14 protein-coding genes are annotated in these 17,110 nt (G+C 38.4%); 7 read left to right on the forward strand and 7 right to left on the reverse strand.

What is annotated here, in order from left to right:
- Positions 1-2: 2 nt before the first annotated feature.
- Genes kynA through kynU form a run of 3 tightly spaced genes read right to left on the reverse strand, consistent with a single transcriptional unit; the run spans position 3 to position 2,752 of the window.
- Complete coding sequence (gene kynA, locus BUB12_RS04865; RefSeq protein WP_072888627.1) at positions 3-848, reverse strand: tryptophan 2,3-dioxygenase; 846 nt, start codon at positions 846-848, stop codon at positions 3-5.
- 3 nt (positions 849-851) lie between these two features.
- Positions 852-1,481 (reverse strand): arylformamidase, encoded by a 630-nt coding sequence (kynB, locus tag BUB12_RS04870; protein ID WP_072888628.1) that lies wholly within the window; start codon positions 1,479-1,481, stop codon positions 852-854.
- Positions 1,481-2,752 carry a kynureninase gene (gene kynU / locus BUB12_RS04875; protein ID WP_072888630.1) on the reverse strand — a complete coding sequence of 424 codons (1,272 nt, stop codon included), beginning with the start codon at positions 2,750-2,752 and terminating at the stop codon, positions 1,481-1,483. Before kynU ends, kynB begins: the two co-directional genes overlap by 1 nt.
- A gap of 289 nt (positions 2,753-3,041) precedes the next feature.
- Here kynU and BUB12_RS04880 point away from each other — a divergent pair, with 289 nt between their 5' ends.
- The 6 genes from BUB12_RS04880 to BUB12_RS04905 all read left to right on the forward strand — a co-directional run bounded on the left by BUB12_RS04880 (position 3,042) and on the right by BUB12_RS04905 (position 9,852).
- Positions 3,042-4,220: an LL-diaminopimelate aminotransferase gene (locus BUB12_RS04880; protein WP_072888631.1), complete on the forward strand. Its 1,179-nt coding sequence runs from the start codon at positions 3,042-3,044 to the stop codon at positions 4,218-4,220.
- Positions 4,221-4,252: 32 nt separating this feature from the next.
- Positions 4,253-5,887, forward strand: coding sequence for a thiamine pyrophosphate-dependent enzyme (locus tag BUB12_RS04885; protein ID WP_072888659.1), 1,635 nt, complete (start codon positions 4,253-4,255; stop codon positions 5,885-5,887).
- A 39-nt stretch (positions 5,888-5,926) separates the two neighbouring features.
- Complete coding sequence (locus BUB12_RS04890) at positions 5,927-7,423, forward strand: aldehyde dehydrogenase family protein (RefSeq protein ID WP_072888633.1); 1,497 nt, start codon at positions 5,927-5,929, stop codon at positions 7,421-7,423.
- Between the two features lie 72 nt (positions 7,424-7,495).
- Entirely contained in the window at positions 7,496-8,668 is a 1,173-nt protein-coding gene (locus BUB12_RS04895) for a saccharopine dehydrogenase family protein (RefSeq protein ID WP_072888635.1), read from the forward strand.
- A 67-nt stretch (positions 8,669-8,735) separates the two neighbouring features.
- Positions 8,736-9,497, forward strand: a complete 762-nt coding sequence (locus BUB12_RS04900) for an IclR family transcriptional regulator (protein WP_072888637.1) — start codon at positions 8,736-8,738, stop codon at positions 9,495-9,497.
- Between the two features lie 46 nt (positions 9,498-9,543).
- Positions 9,544-9,852, forward strand: a complete 309-nt coding sequence (locus BUB12_RS04905) for a DUF3870 domain-containing protein (RefSeq protein WP_072888639.1) — start codon at positions 9,544-9,546, stop codon at positions 9,850-9,852.
- A gap of 261 nt (positions 9,853-10,113) precedes the next feature.
- On the opposite strand, the gene BUB12_RS04910 is transcribed toward BUB12_RS04905, so the two are convergent.
- The 4 genes from BUB12_RS04910 to mreBH form a co-directional block, all read right to left on the reverse strand.
- The gene (locus BUB12_RS04910; RefSeq protein ID WP_072888641.1) at positions 10,114-11,559 is read right to left on the reverse strand and encodes an NAD-dependent succinate-semialdehyde dehydrogenase; all 1,446 of its coding nucleotides are present in this window, start codon (positions 11,557-11,559) and stop codon (positions 10,114-10,116) included.
- Between the two features lie 97 nt (positions 11,560-11,656).
- Complete coding sequence (locus tag BUB12_RS04915; RefSeq protein WP_072888643.1) at positions 11,657-12,862, reverse strand: acyl-CoA dehydrogenase family protein; 1,206 nt, start codon at positions 12,860-12,862, stop codon at positions 11,657-11,659.
- A gap of 5 nt (positions 12,863-12,867) precedes the next feature.
- Positions 12,868-14,016, reverse strand: a complete 1,149-nt coding sequence (locus tag BUB12_RS04920) for a CaiB/BaiF CoA transferase family protein (RefSeq protein ID WP_072888645.1) — start codon at positions 14,014-14,016, stop codon at positions 12,868-12,870.
- Positions 14,017-14,685: 669 nt separating this feature from the next.
- Positions 14,686-15,693, reverse strand: a complete 1,008-nt coding sequence (gene mreBH / locus BUB12_RS04925; protein ID WP_072888646.1) for a rod-share determining protein MreBH — start codon at positions 15,691-15,693, stop codon at positions 14,686-14,688.
- A 410-nt stretch (positions 15,694-16,103) separates the two neighbouring features.
- On the opposite strand from mreBH, the gene BUB12_RS04930 reads away from it, so the two are divergent.
- A complete protein-coding gene (locus tag BUB12_RS04930; RefSeq protein ID WP_072888648.1) occupies positions 16,104-16,868 on the forward strand; it encodes a lysophospholipid acyltransferase family protein in 765 nt (254 codons plus the stop codon).
- The last annotated feature ends 242 nt before the right edge of the window (positions 16,869-17,110 follow it).

Consider the following 17,110-nt stretch of genomic DNA (forward strand, 5'->3'; position numbering starts at 1 on the left):
TTTTACAGTGTCGAGCGTATTTCCCAAAGTTCAGGGAAGAAATAGTGATCTAGTACTTTTTTCAAATAGTTCACACCTGAAGACCCACCTGTTCCTTTTTTATGCCCAATAATACGTTCAACTGTTTTCATATGACGGAATCTCCATTGTTGGAACCAGTCCTCAATATCGACTAACTTTTCAGCGAGTTGGTATAAGTCCCAGTAGTCATTGACGTTTTTATAGACTTCCTGCCATGCCCTTTCAACACTTTCATCCTTTTGATAGGTTTTAGAAAAATCGCGTTCTAAAATATCTTTATTAATTTGGAACCCTTCGCGAGCTAGGGCTTGAATGGATACATCATAAAGACCAGGTGCGTGATAGGCTTCTTTTAATATTTGATGAAGTTCAGGATTTTTTTCATAGATTTTCAAAATATGTGGAGTTTTATATCCTAACACAAATTCCACTAACCGATATTGGTAGGATTGGAAACCGGAAGCATTTCCTAGTTTATCCCGAAATTCCATATACTCAGCTGGTGTTAACGTTGATAGGACATCCCAGGCTTGAATGATTTGTGATTGTATCTTTGAGACACGAGCTAACATTTTAAAGGAAGCCTGAAAATCCCTAGATTGAATCGCTTGTGTTGCAGCTTTTGTTTCATGAATAATTAATTTCAACCAAAGTTCACTAACCTGATGAATAATAATGAAAAGCATTTCATCATGATGGTTAGAAAGCCGTTTTTGGCTATTTAATAAAGTATCTAACCCTAAATAATCCCCATAGGTCATCTTTTCAAGAAAATCAGTATGAATTCCTTTTTCTGATTGAAAGGTCTTATCATTACTGGATGTCATCAATTATTCCTCCTCAGCTAATGGCTTAAGTACGGCCCTTACCGGACTGCCATCCGCGCCTTCGATAGCGAGTGGCAATGCAATTAATTCATAAAGACCTGGTTTTACATGATCCAACATAAGATTCTCTAAAATATAGATTCCCTGTTCATATAGTGCGTGATGGGTTGGTAAGTCTTTACTATCTGGTGCGTCAACAGATGGCATATCAACACCTAACAATTTAACCCCTTTTTCTTTTAATAAAGGAGCAACGGCCGGGTTGAGATTAGGAATGGCCTCTGGAAAACGCTTCGGATTATTTGGTAGAGACGTACGAAGTAAAACTCTTTCCACGTTATCAATAGTTGCCAACATTTCTGGGAGAATCGAATCCGTATCACTCACATCAACGACTAATGCTTTTCCAATATAAATATCTAAATCTACTTTTTCCATCGTTTGCCCGTTTGAATCATAATGGAAAGGGGCATCCACATGTGTTCCCCCATGAAGGCTAGTAGTCATTTGACCGATATTAACGGATCCAGTTTCTTCTTTCGTGTAAGTAAGTGAAAAATTAAACGGTGTATCCCCTGGAAACTGGGCTAAATCATTGGTTAATGGTTGAGAAATATCAATCCATTTGGACATTATGCAATGACACCTCGCTCATTTTTATAGTCTTTATAGGTTTCTTTTGTCATTATTTTTTTGAGGATTTGTACTGCCTGGTAGACCTCTGAAAAAGTATTGTATAGAGCAACGGGTGCTAATCGAATTCCATTTGGTTGACGAAAATCTGGAATAACTCCTTCTGCTTTCAATGCTTTACAAATACGGGCAGCCTCTGGATGTTCTAAAAACACATGCCCACCACGTTCTTTTTCGTCTCTAGGATTCGCAATTACAAAATTGAAATCTCCTAATTCCAACTCAATTAACTTCATAAGATAGTTAGTCAATTGAAGCGATTTTTTTCTAATATTGTGGATGCCAGCTTCTTCAAACATTTGAAGAGAACCGATTAAAGGGGCAGCACTTAAAACATGTGGTGTCCCAATTTGGAATGCTCCTGCGTTTGTTGCTGCTGTTAAAGTATGTTCCATGTCGAATTGCTTTTCTTTCTTTGAGCTAAACCAACCTGCTAGTCCAGGGGGAGTGCCAAAATGCTTTTTATTCACATACAGGCCACCAACACTGCCAGGTCCACCATTTGTATGCTTATATGTACACCAAAATGCGAAATCGACATCCCACTCTGATAATTGGTGAGGTATTGCTCCAAAAGAATGGCATAAATCAAAGCCAATTAGGATATTTCGTTTATGGGCTTCTTTGGTAAGTGTTTCTATATCTAAAATTTGGCCACTTCGATATAGAACGCTTGGTAAAACGATCAATGCAATATCTTCATTCATAGCTTTAATTATCGTATCTGTATCTAACGTGTGACCGTCATTACTTGATACTTGAACAAGATGAGTATTTGGATTTAATCCTTTTAATTGAAGCTGGCTTTTTAATGCATAAATGTCAGAAGGGAAGTTTAGTTCATCAGCAAGAATTTTTGACTTGTATTCTGTTGGATGAAAAAAGCTGGATACCAGCTGGTGTAAATTTGTTGTGGTTGAACCTGTGATGATTACCTCTTCAGCATCTACTCCAACTAATGGTGCAGATAAAGCACCTAGTTTCTCGGATAGATAAAACCAAGGGTGCTTTCCTTCTGTCCACCCATCAATGCCGTGTTGCTTCCAAGAGTCAAGCAGCTCAAAGACTGTTTTTTCAGCTCTTTTCGATAATAACCCTAACGAATTGCCATCAAAGTAAATCGACTTGTCTGATACATAAAATTCATTGCGAAACGTATGTAAAGTATCGTTTTGATCAAGCTCTTGTGCATAGTTAAACCCAATGTCCATAAGTAACAATCCTTTCTAACAGTTGTATTGAAAAACTAGAAATAATATAGAGAAGGCGATACTGAGTATTTTTCTATCAAAGCGCAGGAAATACACTTCGCTTTTACTTGTAGATTCCAATAAGTATAAATCTTAAGTTTAAATAATACATTTACAATAGTAACACGAAGCTTCCCATAGTAAAATATATTCAGTTTAATTATAATTATTGAAAAAATAAAAATACTAATCTATACTGATGATAGATATATGAAATGGCGTTTCATATATTGAAATGGAGGATGATGCCATGCACGTCTCGAATAAGGTGAAGGATTTACCGCCTTATCTTTTTTCTGAATTTCAAAGAAAAAAGGAGCAATTGCAGTCAGAAGGAGTAGATGTAATTGACCTGGGAATCGGTGCTCCTGATTTACCAACACCAAAGTTCGTCATTGACAAACTGGTGGAAGAGGCAAATAAACCGATAAACCATCGTTACTCATCCTACAATGGAATACCAGAGTTTAGACAGAGTGTAGCAGAACACTATAAAACTCGTTTTAGTGTTGATTTAGATCCCGACACAGAAATACTCACCTTAATCGGATCAAAAGAAGGAATTGCCAACTTAGTCCACGCTGTTATTAACACAAATGACACAGTTCTTATCCCAGATCCAGGCTACCCAGTATATCGAACAGCCGTACAACTTGCTGATGGTAAAGTAGCTTACTTGCCATTGGACCAAGAGAATGGTTATGTACCAAGATTCGACCAACTATCCAACGACGACATTTCAAAAGCTAAAATGCTATTTTTAAATTATCCTAGTAATCCAACCTCAGCTACAGTTGAATTAAACACATTTTTGAAAACGGTTACATTTTGTCGAAATAATAATATTCTACTTGCTCATGATGCAGCATACAACCTTGTCACGTTCAATGAATATCGTGCACCAAGTGTGCTTCAAATTCCTAATGCAAAGGATTGTGTTATTGAATTTGGCTCTTTATCGAAAAGTTTTAACATGACTGGTTGGCGTATCGGTTATGTTGTAGGAAATAAGGAAGTCATTAAAGCACTGTCAACACTGAAGAGCAATATGGATACATCACAATTTATACCAATACAAAAAGCGGCAGCTACAGCATTAAATAGTGACCTTCAAGGTGTGCAAGAAAATAATAAAGTTTTCGAACAACGAATGGAAAAGTTGTATGAAGCATTAGTCAATTTAGGATTGAAAGTGAATAAGCCAAGAGGAACAATTTTTCTATGGGCAAAAGTCCCTGATAAGTACAATTCTATGGAATTTAGTACGAAGCTATTAGAGGAAGTAGGGGTGATTGTTACACCTGGAACTGCCTTTGGTCCATTAGGAGAAGGATATATTCGAATATCACTATCGGTTACTTTAGAGCGGATAGATGAGGTTATTAAACGATTGAAAAAGTTTACCAATCAGGAGGGTAAGAACCAGTGAAATCCCAGTTAACATCTACTAAGAAACAAACGATGACAGCTGCTCAAGCAATTGTAGAATGTATGAAACGCGAACAAATTACCAAAGCGTTTTGTGTGCCAGGGGAGAGCTATTTGCCCGTACTAGATGCACTGTATGAAGAATCCACCATTGACGTTGTTTCGACACGGCATGAGGGTGGTGCTGCCTTTATGGCAGAAGGCTATGCTAAGGCTTCGCTTAAACCTGGGGTTGTTTTAGCAACACGTGGTGTCGGAGCTGCCAATTTATCGATTGGAGTTCATACAGCCTATCAAGATTCTACACCAATGGTCGTTTTTCTTGGCCAGGTTCACAGTAAATTTAGGGGAAGGGAAGGGTTTCAGGAAGTAGATTTAGAGCAATTTTTCCAACCAATATCAAAATGGGCTGTGGAAGTGAAAGATGCTGAAAGAATGCCAGAAATCGTCCAACGTGCTTTCCGCATTGCAAAATCAGGAAGACCAGGCCCAGTAATTGTTTCCTTACCCGAAGATGTACTTGTAGAAGAAAAAGAAATGATGTTTGGAACACCATCTATCATTCCGAGGCCAACCCCATCGATTGAAGAAATGAGACAGGTAGAAAAATTGCTTGCTCAAGCCAAAGCACCACTTATTATCGCTGGTGGCGGAGTGAAGTGGGCAGAAGCAGAAGAACTATTAGTTAGCTTTTCAGAGAGATACACGATTCCAGTTATGGCAGCATTTCGTAGACATGACGTTTTTCCAAATGACCATCCCTTGTATGCCGGCCACCTTGGGTTAGGTACGAATGCCGACATTCTAAATATAGTTAAAGAAGCAGATGTCATTCTGGCATTAGGAACGCGTTTATCTGAAGTTACTACGCAGGATTATCAACTAATTACAACTGATAAGCGACTCGTTCATATCGACATTGATTACGACACGATTGGTAAAACTTACGCACCTGAGATTGGGATTGTTAGTCACATGTATGAAGCATTGCAATCATTAAACAAGTTGGAAGTAAAACCTTCATGGATGGAATGGGCTGGGAAATGTCATTTGCCTTATAAAGGAATACTAGAGCGTTCAAGGGAAGAAAGTGACTTTATGAAACAAGTCATTCAAACGTTAGTTGAGCATATTCCAAGAGATGCAATTTTAACTAATGATGCTGGTAATTTTGCAGGTTGGCTGCACTCCTTCTATCCTTTTACAGAGAAACATACATATGTAGGACCTACATCAGGAGCGATGGGATATGGAATGCCTGCAGCACTTGGAGTGAAATTGGCTCAACCGGAGAAAACAGTTCTTTCCTTATCGGGGGATGGTGGCTTCATGATGACAGTCCAAGAATTAGAAACAGCAGTGAGGCAATCGATTCCAATTATTGCCCTTGTTTTCAACAATAACATGTATGGAACGATCCGAATGCACCAGGAAATTCATTATCCAGAAAGAGTAGTAGGTACAGACCTTGGAAGAGTGGATTTTGCGCAATTAGCGAGAAGTGTTGGGGCTAAAGGGTATTCCGTACAAACCATTCCTGAATTTGAGATGGCTTTAATTGATGCTTTAAAAAACAACAAACCAACTGTTATTGAGATTCAAATAGAGAAAGAGCAGATCTCGGTATCATCAACGATTACAGAGATAAGAAATCGTAAGAAAAAGTGAGGTTTTCCTCACTACTATATATTTTTAGGAGGTAGAAAGATGGTTGAAACAGTTCTAGATACGAAAAAACTAGCAAACTTTATTAATGGTGAGTGGGTGAATTGTGAAAATACAACACCAGTTATTAATCCGGCGAATGGAGAAACTGTCGTTGAAGTGCCACTATCAGAATCCGCAAGTGTTGATGAGGCAGTAAAAGCTGCTAAAGTAGCTCAAAAAGAATGGGCATTAATTCCTGCGCCACAACGTGCAGAAGTATTATATCGTGTTGGAAATTTAATGAAAGAAAGAAAAGAAAAATTATCTCAATTACTAACAATGGAAAATGGGAAAGTCATTGAAGAAGCAAGAGGAGAAGTTCAAGAAGGAATTGACATGGCCTTCTATATGGCAGGGGAAGGTCGTCGTTTGTTTGGTCAAACGACTCCAGCAGAATTAAAGGATAAATTTGCGATGAGTGTTCGGGCACCAATTGGCGTTGTTGGAATTATTACTCCATGGAATTTTCCGATTGCTATTGCTACGTGGAAATCTTTCCCGGCTATTGTCGCTGGTAATGCTGTTATTTGGAAGCCTGCAACAGAAACACCAATCATGGCTTATGAATTAGCGAAAATATTCTCTGAAGCAGGCCTACCTAAAGGAGTTATTAATGTTGTGTTTGGAAAAGGATCAACAGTAGGCGATGCGATGGTACATCATGATGATATTCGCGTCATTTCTTTTACTGGATCCAATGAAACTGGCCGTAATATTGCTGGAGAATGTGGGCGTCAGTTGAAAAAGGTATCCTTAGAGATGGGCGGAAAAAATGCAGTAATAGTGATGGATGATGCAGACCTTGATTTAGCTGTAGAAGGCATTCTGTGGAGTGCTTTTGGAACGAGTGGACAGCGTTGTACGGCATGTAGCCGTGTCATCGTTCATGAGGACGTTAAGGAAAAATTAGAAGAGAGATTACTAGTCGAAATGGAAAAATTAACGATTGGTAATGGTCTGGATGAATCGATTAAAGTAGGTCCTATTATTAATAAAGCTGGTTTAGATAAGATTAAAAAGTATATTGAGATTGGAAAAGAAGAAGGAGCTAAACTCCTTGCTGGTGGTTATGAGTTAACAGAAGCTGATTTAGGAAAAGGGCATTATTTTGCGCCAACATTGTTTACAGATGCAACAGCAACTATGCGTATTGCTCAAGAAGAAATTTTTGGTCCAGTGGTTTCCTTAATTCCTGTTAAGAGCTTTGAAGAAGCAATTGAGGTGAATAATGGGGTAACTTATGGTTTGTCCAGTTCTATTTTTACGGCAGATGTAAATCGCGTGTTTAAGGCACAGCGTGATCTAGATACTGGAATTGTTTATGTAAATGCCGGTACAACAGGTGCAGAGATTCATCTTCCATTTGGAGGGTCAAAAGGAACTGGAAATGGACATCGTGATTCTGGTGTTCAAGCACTCGATGTATTTACAGAGTGGAAAGCAGTCTATGTTGATTTTAGTGGAAAGTTACAACGTGCACAGATTGATGTAGATTAAAGAAACTGAACAGGCAGCTGGATTTGAGGCTGCCTTTATTCTGATAAAAATTAGTAGATTGGAGTGACAGAGATGAAAGTAGGCGTATTAGGTTCAGGATTGATGGGAAAAGAAGCGGCTCGTGACTTAGTTGCAAGTCCAGGTGTGGAAAAGGTTGGATTAGCAGATATTGATTTGAATAGGGCACAACAAGTATGTGATAGTTTGCATTCTAATAAACTAGTGGCTTACCAAGTAGACGCTAGTGATAATCAACAACTAGCAAATTATATGCGTCAATTTGATGTGATTATCAATGCGTTATTTTATTCATTTAATGAAATTGTAGCAAAGACGGCTATTCAAGTTGGAGTGAATTCCGTTGACCTTGGAGGCCATATCGGGCATATGACAGATAAGGTTTTGGCTATGAAGGAAGATGCTGAAGCAGCTGATGTAACCTTAATCCCTGATTTAGGTGTTGCACCGGGAATGATTAATATTTTATCAGGTTATGGAGATAGTAAGTTAGATAAATTAGAATCGATTCGCATTTTTGTTGGGGGAATTCCGGTTAGGCCAGAACCTCCACTAGAATACAATCATGTCTTTTCGATGGAAGGTGTGTTTGACCATTATACAGACCCATCGACTATCATTCGAAACGGAATTAAAATTGATGTACCATCGCTATCGGAAGTGGAACCAATTCATTTTGAAAAATTTGGTCCATTAGAGGCCTTCCATACTTCTGGAGGAACGTCGACATTGCCGTTGTCTTATCCGGATGTAGATACTTTAGAATACAAAACTATTCGCTATCCAGGCCACGCCGAGAAGTTCAAGTTACTCGTTGATTTAAATTTAACAAAGATGGATTATGAAGTAGAAGTGAACGGTCAAAAAGTTAAACCAAGAGATGTTTTCTTGAAAGTATTAGATCCAATTGTTGAATTAGGGGAAAAAGATGATGCTGTACTACTAAGAGTACTTGTAACAGGAGAGAAGGATGGCGTTCCAACAACTTATCAATACGAAATGACAACCTATAAGGACCGTACGACGAATGTAACAGCGATGGCACGCGCAACAGCAAATACCATTTCTGTTGTTGCACAAATGATTGGTAATAAATCAATCAAGAAAAAAGGAGTATATCCTCCTGAAAAAATCGTTCCTGGAGAATTATATATTTCGGAAATGGCAAAAAGAGATGTCATTATTAAAGAATCCATCCACCAAGAAGCAACACATGAGAAGGTATAGCTGTTATGAGGTTGTCTTTTAGTAGGCAGCCTCATCTCTTATTATAATGGGTCCAAGGGGAATCTATATGAACCAAAGTGTAATTAAAGCACTGAAGTTATTAGACTTATTTACAGAAAACACAAAGGAACTAACATTAAAAGAGATTGCAAGAAAGGCAGATTTACCGAAACCAACAGCATATCGATTATTGTCTTCATTAGAATCAATGAATTTTTTATATAAAATAAAAGAAAGTGAACATGATAGTCGTTACCGTTTAGGAATTAAATTACTAGAATTAGGTCAGTTGGTTCGTGACCAACTGGAGTTACGTAAAATTGCCCTTCCGTATATGGAATCTTTAGCAAACGAAATACAGGAGGCTGTTCACTTAGTCATTCCTCACCAACAGATGGCCGTCTATATTGAAAAAGTAGATAGCAAGAAAGCGATTCGATTAGATACTAGAATTGGGAAAAGTTCTTCTTTGTTAATAGGATCGGGTCCAAAGTTACTACTGGCTCATTTACCTGAAGAAGAACAAGCTCAAGTTATTGGTGAAGGTGTCGATTATCTGAAATTATATGATGAATTATGTACGATTAGAGAACAGGGTTATGCGTATAGTATTGGTGAACAGGACCCTGATACAACAGGAATCTCTTATCCTATTTTTGATTTCCACCAACATGTAGTTGGAGCGTTAACGGTAAGTGGATTATCCCATTATTTCACAGGAAATAACTTACAAAAAATCAAAAAAGAGACGCTAAATACTGCATTTGAGATATCTAGCAAACTGGGCTTTAAAGAGATTCACGATTCTTACAGTAAGCCAAACTTATAGAGGGAAGCGTGGGAGAATTATTTAATTAAGAAAGGATCGATACATAATGAATACAGTATTTATAGCAGGGCATGCGAGACTTCCTTCAGGGATGGCAGCCAAAAGCATTTATGAAACTCTAACGATTACTGCAGAAATCGATAAAAAGTATGGCGTTATTATTACAGCTAGTTGTACACTTGCAACTGAACATGGACGAGATTACATTCACCAGTTACTACGGGGACATAGTTTGCAAGATGGGATTGAACAGCCAGTACAAGCATTAAAACAGCATTACTTAGGGAAAGCAGGAAATGCTTTAGTGTCTGCATTAAAGGATTTGTATAAGCAGTATGAGATGAGAGAGAGGTAATATTAGATGTTTGCAGGTGTGGGGGAGGACATTTCTTCCTTTATTTTTGATAAAAAGCCTGGTTTTGAGTTCTTATGGACTTCTGTTCCTTTATTCATCTGAAATCTATTAATACCTCTACTAAAATAGGTGAATAGCGTACTATTTGTCCGATTATGTTGCTAGAATGAAGATTTCTAGATTATAACGGAATAAATGTCCTATCACCTAATAAAACCAAAAGAGGAACCGTCACTAAATTGGGCGGTTCCTCTTTTCAAATTATTCTATTCCAATTGACACAAATTTCTTTTCTAAGAACTCATCCATTCCATGATGGCCGCCTTCTTTTCCGTTCCCAGATTGTTTAATGCCACCAAATGGTGCTTCTGGTACGGCAGGGAACACATCATTAACTCCGACAATTCCGTAGTCTAATTTTTCAGCAACCCGCAATGTACGACTCGTGTTTTCAGTGAAGATATAAGCAGCTAAACCATAATCGGTATCATTAGCTTTTTTAATAACAGCATCTTCATCAGTAAATGTTTGAATAGGGAATAGTGGTCCAAAAGTTTCTTGATTCATAACAACCATATCATCAGTTACATTGGATATGATGGTTGGAGGATAAAAATGTCCTTGTAAATCCCCATCCCATTTTTGTCCACCACATACAATGTTGGCCCCTTTTGATAAGGCATCATCTAGGTGAGATTGAACTTTATTCGTAGCTTGTTCATTGATCAATGGGCCGAGATCAGTATCTTTCTCAAGACCAGAACCAACTTTAAGCTTTTCCACTTTTTCTTTTAATAATGTCGTAAATTCATCTGCAATTGATTCATGAACGTATAGACGATTAGCACAGATGCATGTTTGCCCATTGTTTCTAAACTTACTTCCAAGGGCTAGTGTTGTTGCTTTCTCTAAATCAGCATCCTCAAAAGCAATGATGGGAGCGTGCCCACCTAGTTCAAGTGCTACTTTCTTCACATGGTCAGCACTTTCGCGCATTAAGTATTTTCCAACAGCCGTTGAGCCTGTGAAAGTGATAGCTTTTACCTCTTTATTTCCTAGCATTTCTTTTCCTATTGCTTCTGCATCACCGGTGACAAGGTTTACGACTCCAGCAGGCATGCCAGCCTTTTCAAAGATTTTCATTATCTCAATGGCTGATAATGGTGTTTCAGGTGATGGTTTTAGTACAACTGTACATCCAGCTGCAAGCGCTGGTCCTAGTTTTCGAGTAATCATAGATGATGGGAAGTTCCATGGAGTGATAGCACCGACAACTCCAACTGGTTTTGGAATAACGAGCATACGCTTAGATTTGATGGAGGATGGAATCCATTCCCCGTATCCACGAGAGGCTTCTTCTGCATACCATAATAAGAAACCTGCAGCACCCTTTACTTCACCAATTGCTTCCTTTAAAGGTTTTCCTTGTTCCATTGTAAGAATTTCTCCTAGACGTTCAGCATCTTTTCTCATCAGTTCTGAAGCCTTATAAAGAACGCGAGAACGCTTGCGTCCTGTCATTTCACTCCACATCGGAAAAGCATTGGCAGCAGCTTCAATTGCTTCCTTAGTTTCTTGGGCGCCACCGTGGGCTACCTCTGTAATAGGTTCAAGTGTTGCTGGGTTGTAGATGGTGTCTGTTTGATTCGTGTCTACTTCTCTCCATTCCCCATTAATAAAAATACTTTTTGTTAACGTTGAGATCATCCGATTGCCTCCTTGACTAATTAAATTTTTAACTTATTAATGTAAGCATATCGCACCTACTAATAATCTCGCAAACTAGCAGGTGCGTATATAGTTTTTAGTTAACAGTTTCTTTTTCAGTGTCCCATGCTGGTAACATTTTATTTAATTGTTTGTCTTTACGATAGCCAAGTACATATTCTGCTTGCATAATGGTGTGAATTTCTCTAGTCCCTTCATAAATAACTGGTGCCTTAGAATTACGAAGGTAACGCTCAACAGGGTATTCATCGGAATAACCATATGCACCATGAATTTGCATCGCATCATCTGCTGCTTTATTGGCAAAATCACAAGCTTGCCATTTTGCTAGAGAGGTTTCCCTAGTGTTTCGTTTCCCTTCATTTTTTAATTCACCAGCACGATAGACGAGTAGTCGACTCATTTGAAGGCCTGCTTCCATTTTCGCTATCATTTGTTGTACGAGCTGGTGTTTTCCGATTGGTTTTCCGAAAGTTTCGCGTTCATGGCAGTAATCCACACTTGCTTCTAAGCAAGCCATAATTTGTCCTACAGCCCCGGCAGCAACGGTGAAACGGCCATTGTCTAAGGCTGACATGGCGATTTTAAAGCCCTCACCTTCTTCGCCTAGTAAATTTTCCTTTGGTACTTTTACATCCTCGAAAAATAACTCTCCAGTATTACCAGAGCGTATTCCGTGTTTACCTTTAATAGCTTTAGAGGAGAATCCCTCCCATGTACGTTCCACGATAAACGCTGAAATTCCATGGTGTTTTTTTGATTTATCAGTATAGGCAAAAACTAGAAAATGGTCAGCAGTGTCACATAAGGAAATCCATGTCTTCTGGCCATTAAGGATATAATGGTCACCATCTTTTACAGCTGTTGATTGAAGTGAAGCAACATCAGAACCAGCGCCTGGCTCGGTTAACCCAAATGCACCAATTTTTTCACCTTTGGCTTGTGGAACTAGGTATTTTTGCTTTTGTTCTTCCGTTCCCCATTGTAATAAAGTCATGCTATTAAGCCCGGTATGAACGGAAACAGCTGTACGGAAGGCTGTATCGCCTCTTTCAAGTTCTTCACACACGATTGCTAAAGAGTTGTAATCCATTCCACTTCCACCATATTCTTCTGGTATACAAACTCCCATTAATCCAAGGTCAGCAAGTTTAGGGATAATTGCTGGATCGAATTGCCCTTGACGGTCCCATTTTGCAATTTGAGGCATAATCTCTTTATCTACAAAGCTACGAACAGTGTTTCGCAGCATTTTTTGTTCTTCAGAAAAATTAAAATCCAATTGTATCAACTCCTGTTTTTATTTGATAATAGGCTATCATTATGTTCTCCAACATCAGGTGGGTGGTTTCTCAATGTTACTGGTGTTCTCGAAAATTTTAGTGGGCTACCAATCATCTTTATTAATCCTGCAGTTGGATGTTCGGTTTCTAAAAACATATTCCGGGCGATTAATTGTGGGTCTTGTGTTACTTCTTCTAGATTTTGGATTGGTCCACATGGAATATTATTTTCTTGACATTTCTCTTGCCAATATTGAGTTGTTTTTGTTGTAAAAACTTCCTGTAAAAGTGGAACGAGAATATCTCTATTTGTCACACGGTCGGGATTAGTCTTAAACCTATCATCTTCACTATATTGGGATTTTCCTAAAATAGTACATAATGCTTTAAATTGATTGTCATTTCCAACGGCAATCACCATTTCTCCGTCCATCGTTTGAAAGGTTTGGTACGGAACGATGTTTGCATGGTGGTTACCAAGGCGCACTGGAATTTTTTCTGACATTAAATAATTGCTACCAATGTTAATAAGTGCACTTACTGCTGAGTCATATAGGGAAATATCGAGCTTTTGTCCTTTGCCGGATTGTGTTCGTTCTAATAAGGCTCCTTGTATGCCAATGCATGCATACAAACCTGTCAAAATGTCGGTAATGGCAACACCTAGCTTTTGTGGTCCAGACTCCTCCGTTCCGGTAATGCTCATTAATCCACTCATAGCTTGGATTATAAAATCATATCCCGGATAGTCTTTGTATGGTCCAGTCTCTCCAAATCCCGTGATGGAACAGTATACTAGTTCCGGATTAATTTTGGAGAGTGTTTCGTAATCTAGCCCGAATTTTTCCATTGAACCTGTTTTGAAATTATGAACTATTACGTCGCTCTCTTTAACCAAATCTTTGATCGTCTCAATACCTTCATCTGTTTTGAGGTTTACGGTAATGCTCTTTTTATTGCGATTGGCACAGAGGTAATAAGCGCTCACACCGTTTTGAAAAGGTGGTCCCCATTTTCTCGTATCGTCACTGCCTCCAGGTGCTTCCACTTTAATTACTTCAGCACCAAGGTCACCCATGATCATCGTGCAATACGGACCTGCTAAAACTCTCGACAAATCCAATACGCGAATATTTTCTAACGCTCCTGTCACTGCTTCACTCCTTTCTATAAGTTGGTAATGTTGCCACGGAATGCAACTTTTATTTAATTAATTTTATTGGGTGGGTTCCTCCTTTAGAAAAGTATTAAAAAAGCCAGCTCAAAAAGACTATGTAGCTATAGCTGATAGTCAAGTTGAACTGGCTTTTTGCTTGTTGGGACAATCCTGGTTTGGGACTGTAAACAAGATAGGCAGTACGATTCTAATTTGATTGGTCATGGGGCAGAGACGTGGCGTTCGTCTTTACATGACTCATTACATACTAGTTTAATATATTCTGAAAAATAAGTAAACAGTATAGAAGTAATATACTGATGGATTTTCTCGATGCCCGAAGAGGTTGAAGGAAAGGAGCTACGGTAATCGATAAGGTGTCTCGATGCCCGAAGAGGTTGAAGGAAAGGATCTATGGTAATCGATAAGCTGTCTCGATGCCCGAAGAGGTTGAAGGAAAGGAGCTCTGGTAATCGAAAAGCTGTCTCGATGCCCGAAGAGGTTGAAGGAAAGGATCTATGGTAATCGATAAGGCGTCTCGATGCCCGAAGAGGTTGAGGGAGAGGATCTATGGTAATCGATAAACTAATTCAATACCCATTAGGATATCAAAAATTGATGAGACTAAGCCAAATAAAAAAAGAGCAGGGGCAATAGCCCGTGCTCTTACTTCACTGCTTTTTCTAGTTTTGAGATCATTTTTAAAGCTTTTCCAGTACCGATTGCTACAGATTCTAATGGATTTGGAGCTAGGTGTACTGGTACAGATAATTCATGGGCTAACCATTCTTTCATACCGTGTAATAGTGAGCCACCGCCAGTAATTACAATTCCGTGGTCGACAATATCTCCACTTAATTCTGGTGGACAGTTTTCTAATGTAACACGGATAGCTTGTAAAATTTGTTCCAATGATTCTCTTAATGATTCGTAAACTTCTTTTGAGGAAATCGAAATGGTATTTGGTAATCCAGTAACCATGTCGCGTCCACGTATTTCCATTGTTTCTCCTTTATGGTTTGGATGGGCATACCCGATTTCCATTTTAATATTTTCAGCAGTACGTTCACCGATAAGAATATTATATTTTTTACGGATGTATTGAATAATTTCATCGTCCATTCTGTCTCCACCAACTCTAACAGAGCTTGAAGAAACAACCCCACCTAATGAAATAATACCGATTTCTGCTGTTCCTCCGCCGATATCAACAATGACATTGGCAATTGGCTCATCAACTGGTAGGTCTGCTCCAATAGCGGCAGCAACAGGTTCCTCAATTAGATGAACAGTTTTAGCACCATAGCTTGTAATTGCATTATGAATTGCGCGCCGTTCCACAGATGTACTTCCTGTCGGTGTACACACAACAACATTAGGCTTTCTCATGGATAGCCCTTGTTTTTTACTTACTTTTTTCAAGAATGCTTTAAGCATTTGCGCTGTAATATCATAATCGGCAATAACCCCATCTTTTAATGGACGTATTGGAATGATATTGCGAGGTGTTTTACCAACCATCTCTTTTGCTTCTGTACCAACAGCAACAACCTGTTTAGTATTCACATCAATCGCTACAACAGATGGTTCGTTTAAAACAATTCCTTTATTTTTTGAATATATTAAGATATTCGCAGTACCTAGGTCAATTCCTATCTCTGCAGTTGAAAACATAATAAGTTCCTCCAATGATGACAGTATATATTCATGTAATGATAATCATAAGGACCGGATATTCCATTATTTAATCCATTTATTGGACATTCTTCAATTATTATGGACAAATACCAAAAAAACATGATTTTTAATTGTTCCTGATGTCCTAACTAAAACTATGACTAATATATAAAATAGAATATATTGTATAAGAAGACAAGTAACATTTTGATTACAAGATGGTTCTTTTGTAATAATCTCACATGATAATCATCTGAAATGAGTTAGGATAGCGAATAGTAGTGTGACATTTATTACAAAATTTCTTCATATAGATTATGGACTAGATTTATAAAATTGATGCATTTGCTGCTTGAACATCACCCATAAACGGGTATAATTTATATTGTACTAATAGGGGGAGTTCGATGATTTTTACATTATGGATTTATTTATATGCTGGGTTATTAGTAATTGGTAGTTGGTTTTCCTTGCAAAGGGCCAAGAAACTATCTAATCAACCAATGACTGCTGATATAAAGGAACAAATTTTTAATACACCGAAACGAGTTTCACAAAAGGTTATTGAACGTACTGGAACAAAGGTAGAGGTAACGGGGCAAGAGAAAGTGCCTGATGGAGCTGTTTTATATGTAGCGAATCATCAGGGGCTATTTGATATTCTAGCATTTTTAGGATATCTAGGTAGACCAGTTGGTTTTATTGCAAAAAAAGAGATTAACAAGTTGCCTATTATAAGGACTTGGATGGGAATCATTTATTGTGTATTTATTGATCGTGCAGATCGTAGACAATCGATGAAAGCCATCAACCAAGGGATTGAGAATCTTAAGAATGGTCACTCAATGGTTATTTTTCCAGAAGGCACAAGAAGTCGAGGCCGCACGTTAAATGAATTTAAGCCAGGAAGCCTTCGTTTAGCTACTAAAGCTGGTGTTTCCATTGTACCGGTTGCAATTGATGGTACCTACCAGATGTTAGAAGAAGGTGGAGGACGGGTGAAAGGTTCTACGATAAACATTACTATCCACAATCCTATTCGTCCAGAAGAATATAAAGAACTAAAAAGTGCAGAGTTGGCTGAAAGAATCCAGTCCGTAATCCAACAGTCATTGGATGGAGAAAATGCTCAGAAGGAACAACAAGAAGAAGTATTCATAGGGAGTCATTAAAAGGACAGCAATTTAGTTGTCCTTTTTACATAGCAAAGAAATGAATAAAATTCGGAGATGTCTAGCTCCGAGCGCCTGCGACTAGCGAAGGAACTACATAGAATTACTCCTCTGGCCTTTGTGCCGAGTAATCGCAAAAAAACTACGTGGCGAAACTTCATTGCTTTTGTGCCGAGTAACCGCAGGCACAGGCACAAGACTTCCTTCGCCTCCGTACGATAAAGAAGACTTGCCGATTGGTG

The sequence above is a fragment of the Ornithinibacillus halophilus genome (assembly GCF_900129485.1).
In the GTDB taxonomy this organism is placed as follows: Bacteria; Bacillota; Bacilli; order Bacillales; family Amphibacillaceae; genus Ornithinibacillus; species Ornithinibacillus halophilus.

What these genes read in the sequence shown, in the direction of transcription:
- kynA (WP_072888627.1), bottom strand. Translation starts at nt 848, where the DNA reads ATGACATCCAGTAATGATAAGACCTTTCAATCAGAAAAAGGAATTCAT.
- kynB (WP_072888628.1), bottom strand. Translation starts at nt 1,481, where the DNA reads ATGTCCAAATGGATTGATATTTCTCAACCATTAACCAATGATTTAGCC.
- kynU (WP_072888630.1), bottom strand. Translation starts at nt 2,752, where the DNA reads ATGGACATTGGGTTTAACTATGCACAAGAGCTTGATCAAAACGATACT.
- BUB12_RS04880 (WP_072888631.1), top strand. Translation starts at nt 3,042, where the DNA reads ATGCACGTCTCGAATAAGGTGAAGGATTTACCGCCTTATCTTTTTTCT.
- BUB12_RS04885 (WP_072888659.1), top strand. Translation starts at nt 4,253, where the DNA reads ATGACAGCTGCTCAAGCAATTGTAGAATGTATGAAACGCGAACAAATT.
- BUB12_RS04890 (WP_072888633.1), top strand. Translation starts at nt 5,927, where the DNA reads ATGGTTGAAACAGTTCTAGATACGAAAAAACTAGCAAACTTTATTAAT.
- BUB12_RS04895 (WP_072888635.1), top strand. Translation starts at nt 7,496, where the DNA reads ATGAAAGTAGGCGTATTAGGTTCAGGATTGATGGGAAAAGAAGCGGCT.
- BUB12_RS04900 (WP_072888637.1), top strand. Translation starts at nt 8,736, where the DNA reads ATGAACCAAAGTGTAATTAAAGCACTGAAGTTATTAGACTTATTTACA.
- BUB12_RS04905 (WP_072888639.1), top strand. Translation starts at nt 9,544, where the DNA reads ATGAATACAGTATTTATAGCAGGGCATGCGAGACTTCCTTCAGGGATG.
- BUB12_RS04910 (WP_072888641.1), bottom strand. Translation starts at nt 11,559, where the DNA reads ATGATCTCAACGTTAACAAAAAGTATTTTTATTAATGGGGAATGGAGA.
- mreBH (WP_072888646.1), bottom strand. Translation starts at nt 15,693, where the DNA reads ATGTTTTCAACTGCAGAGATAGGAATTGACCTAGGTACTGCGAATATC.
- BUB12_RS04930 (WP_072888648.1), top strand. Translation starts at nt 16,104, where the DNA reads ATGATTTTTACATTATGGATTTATTTATATGCTGGGTTATTAGTAATT.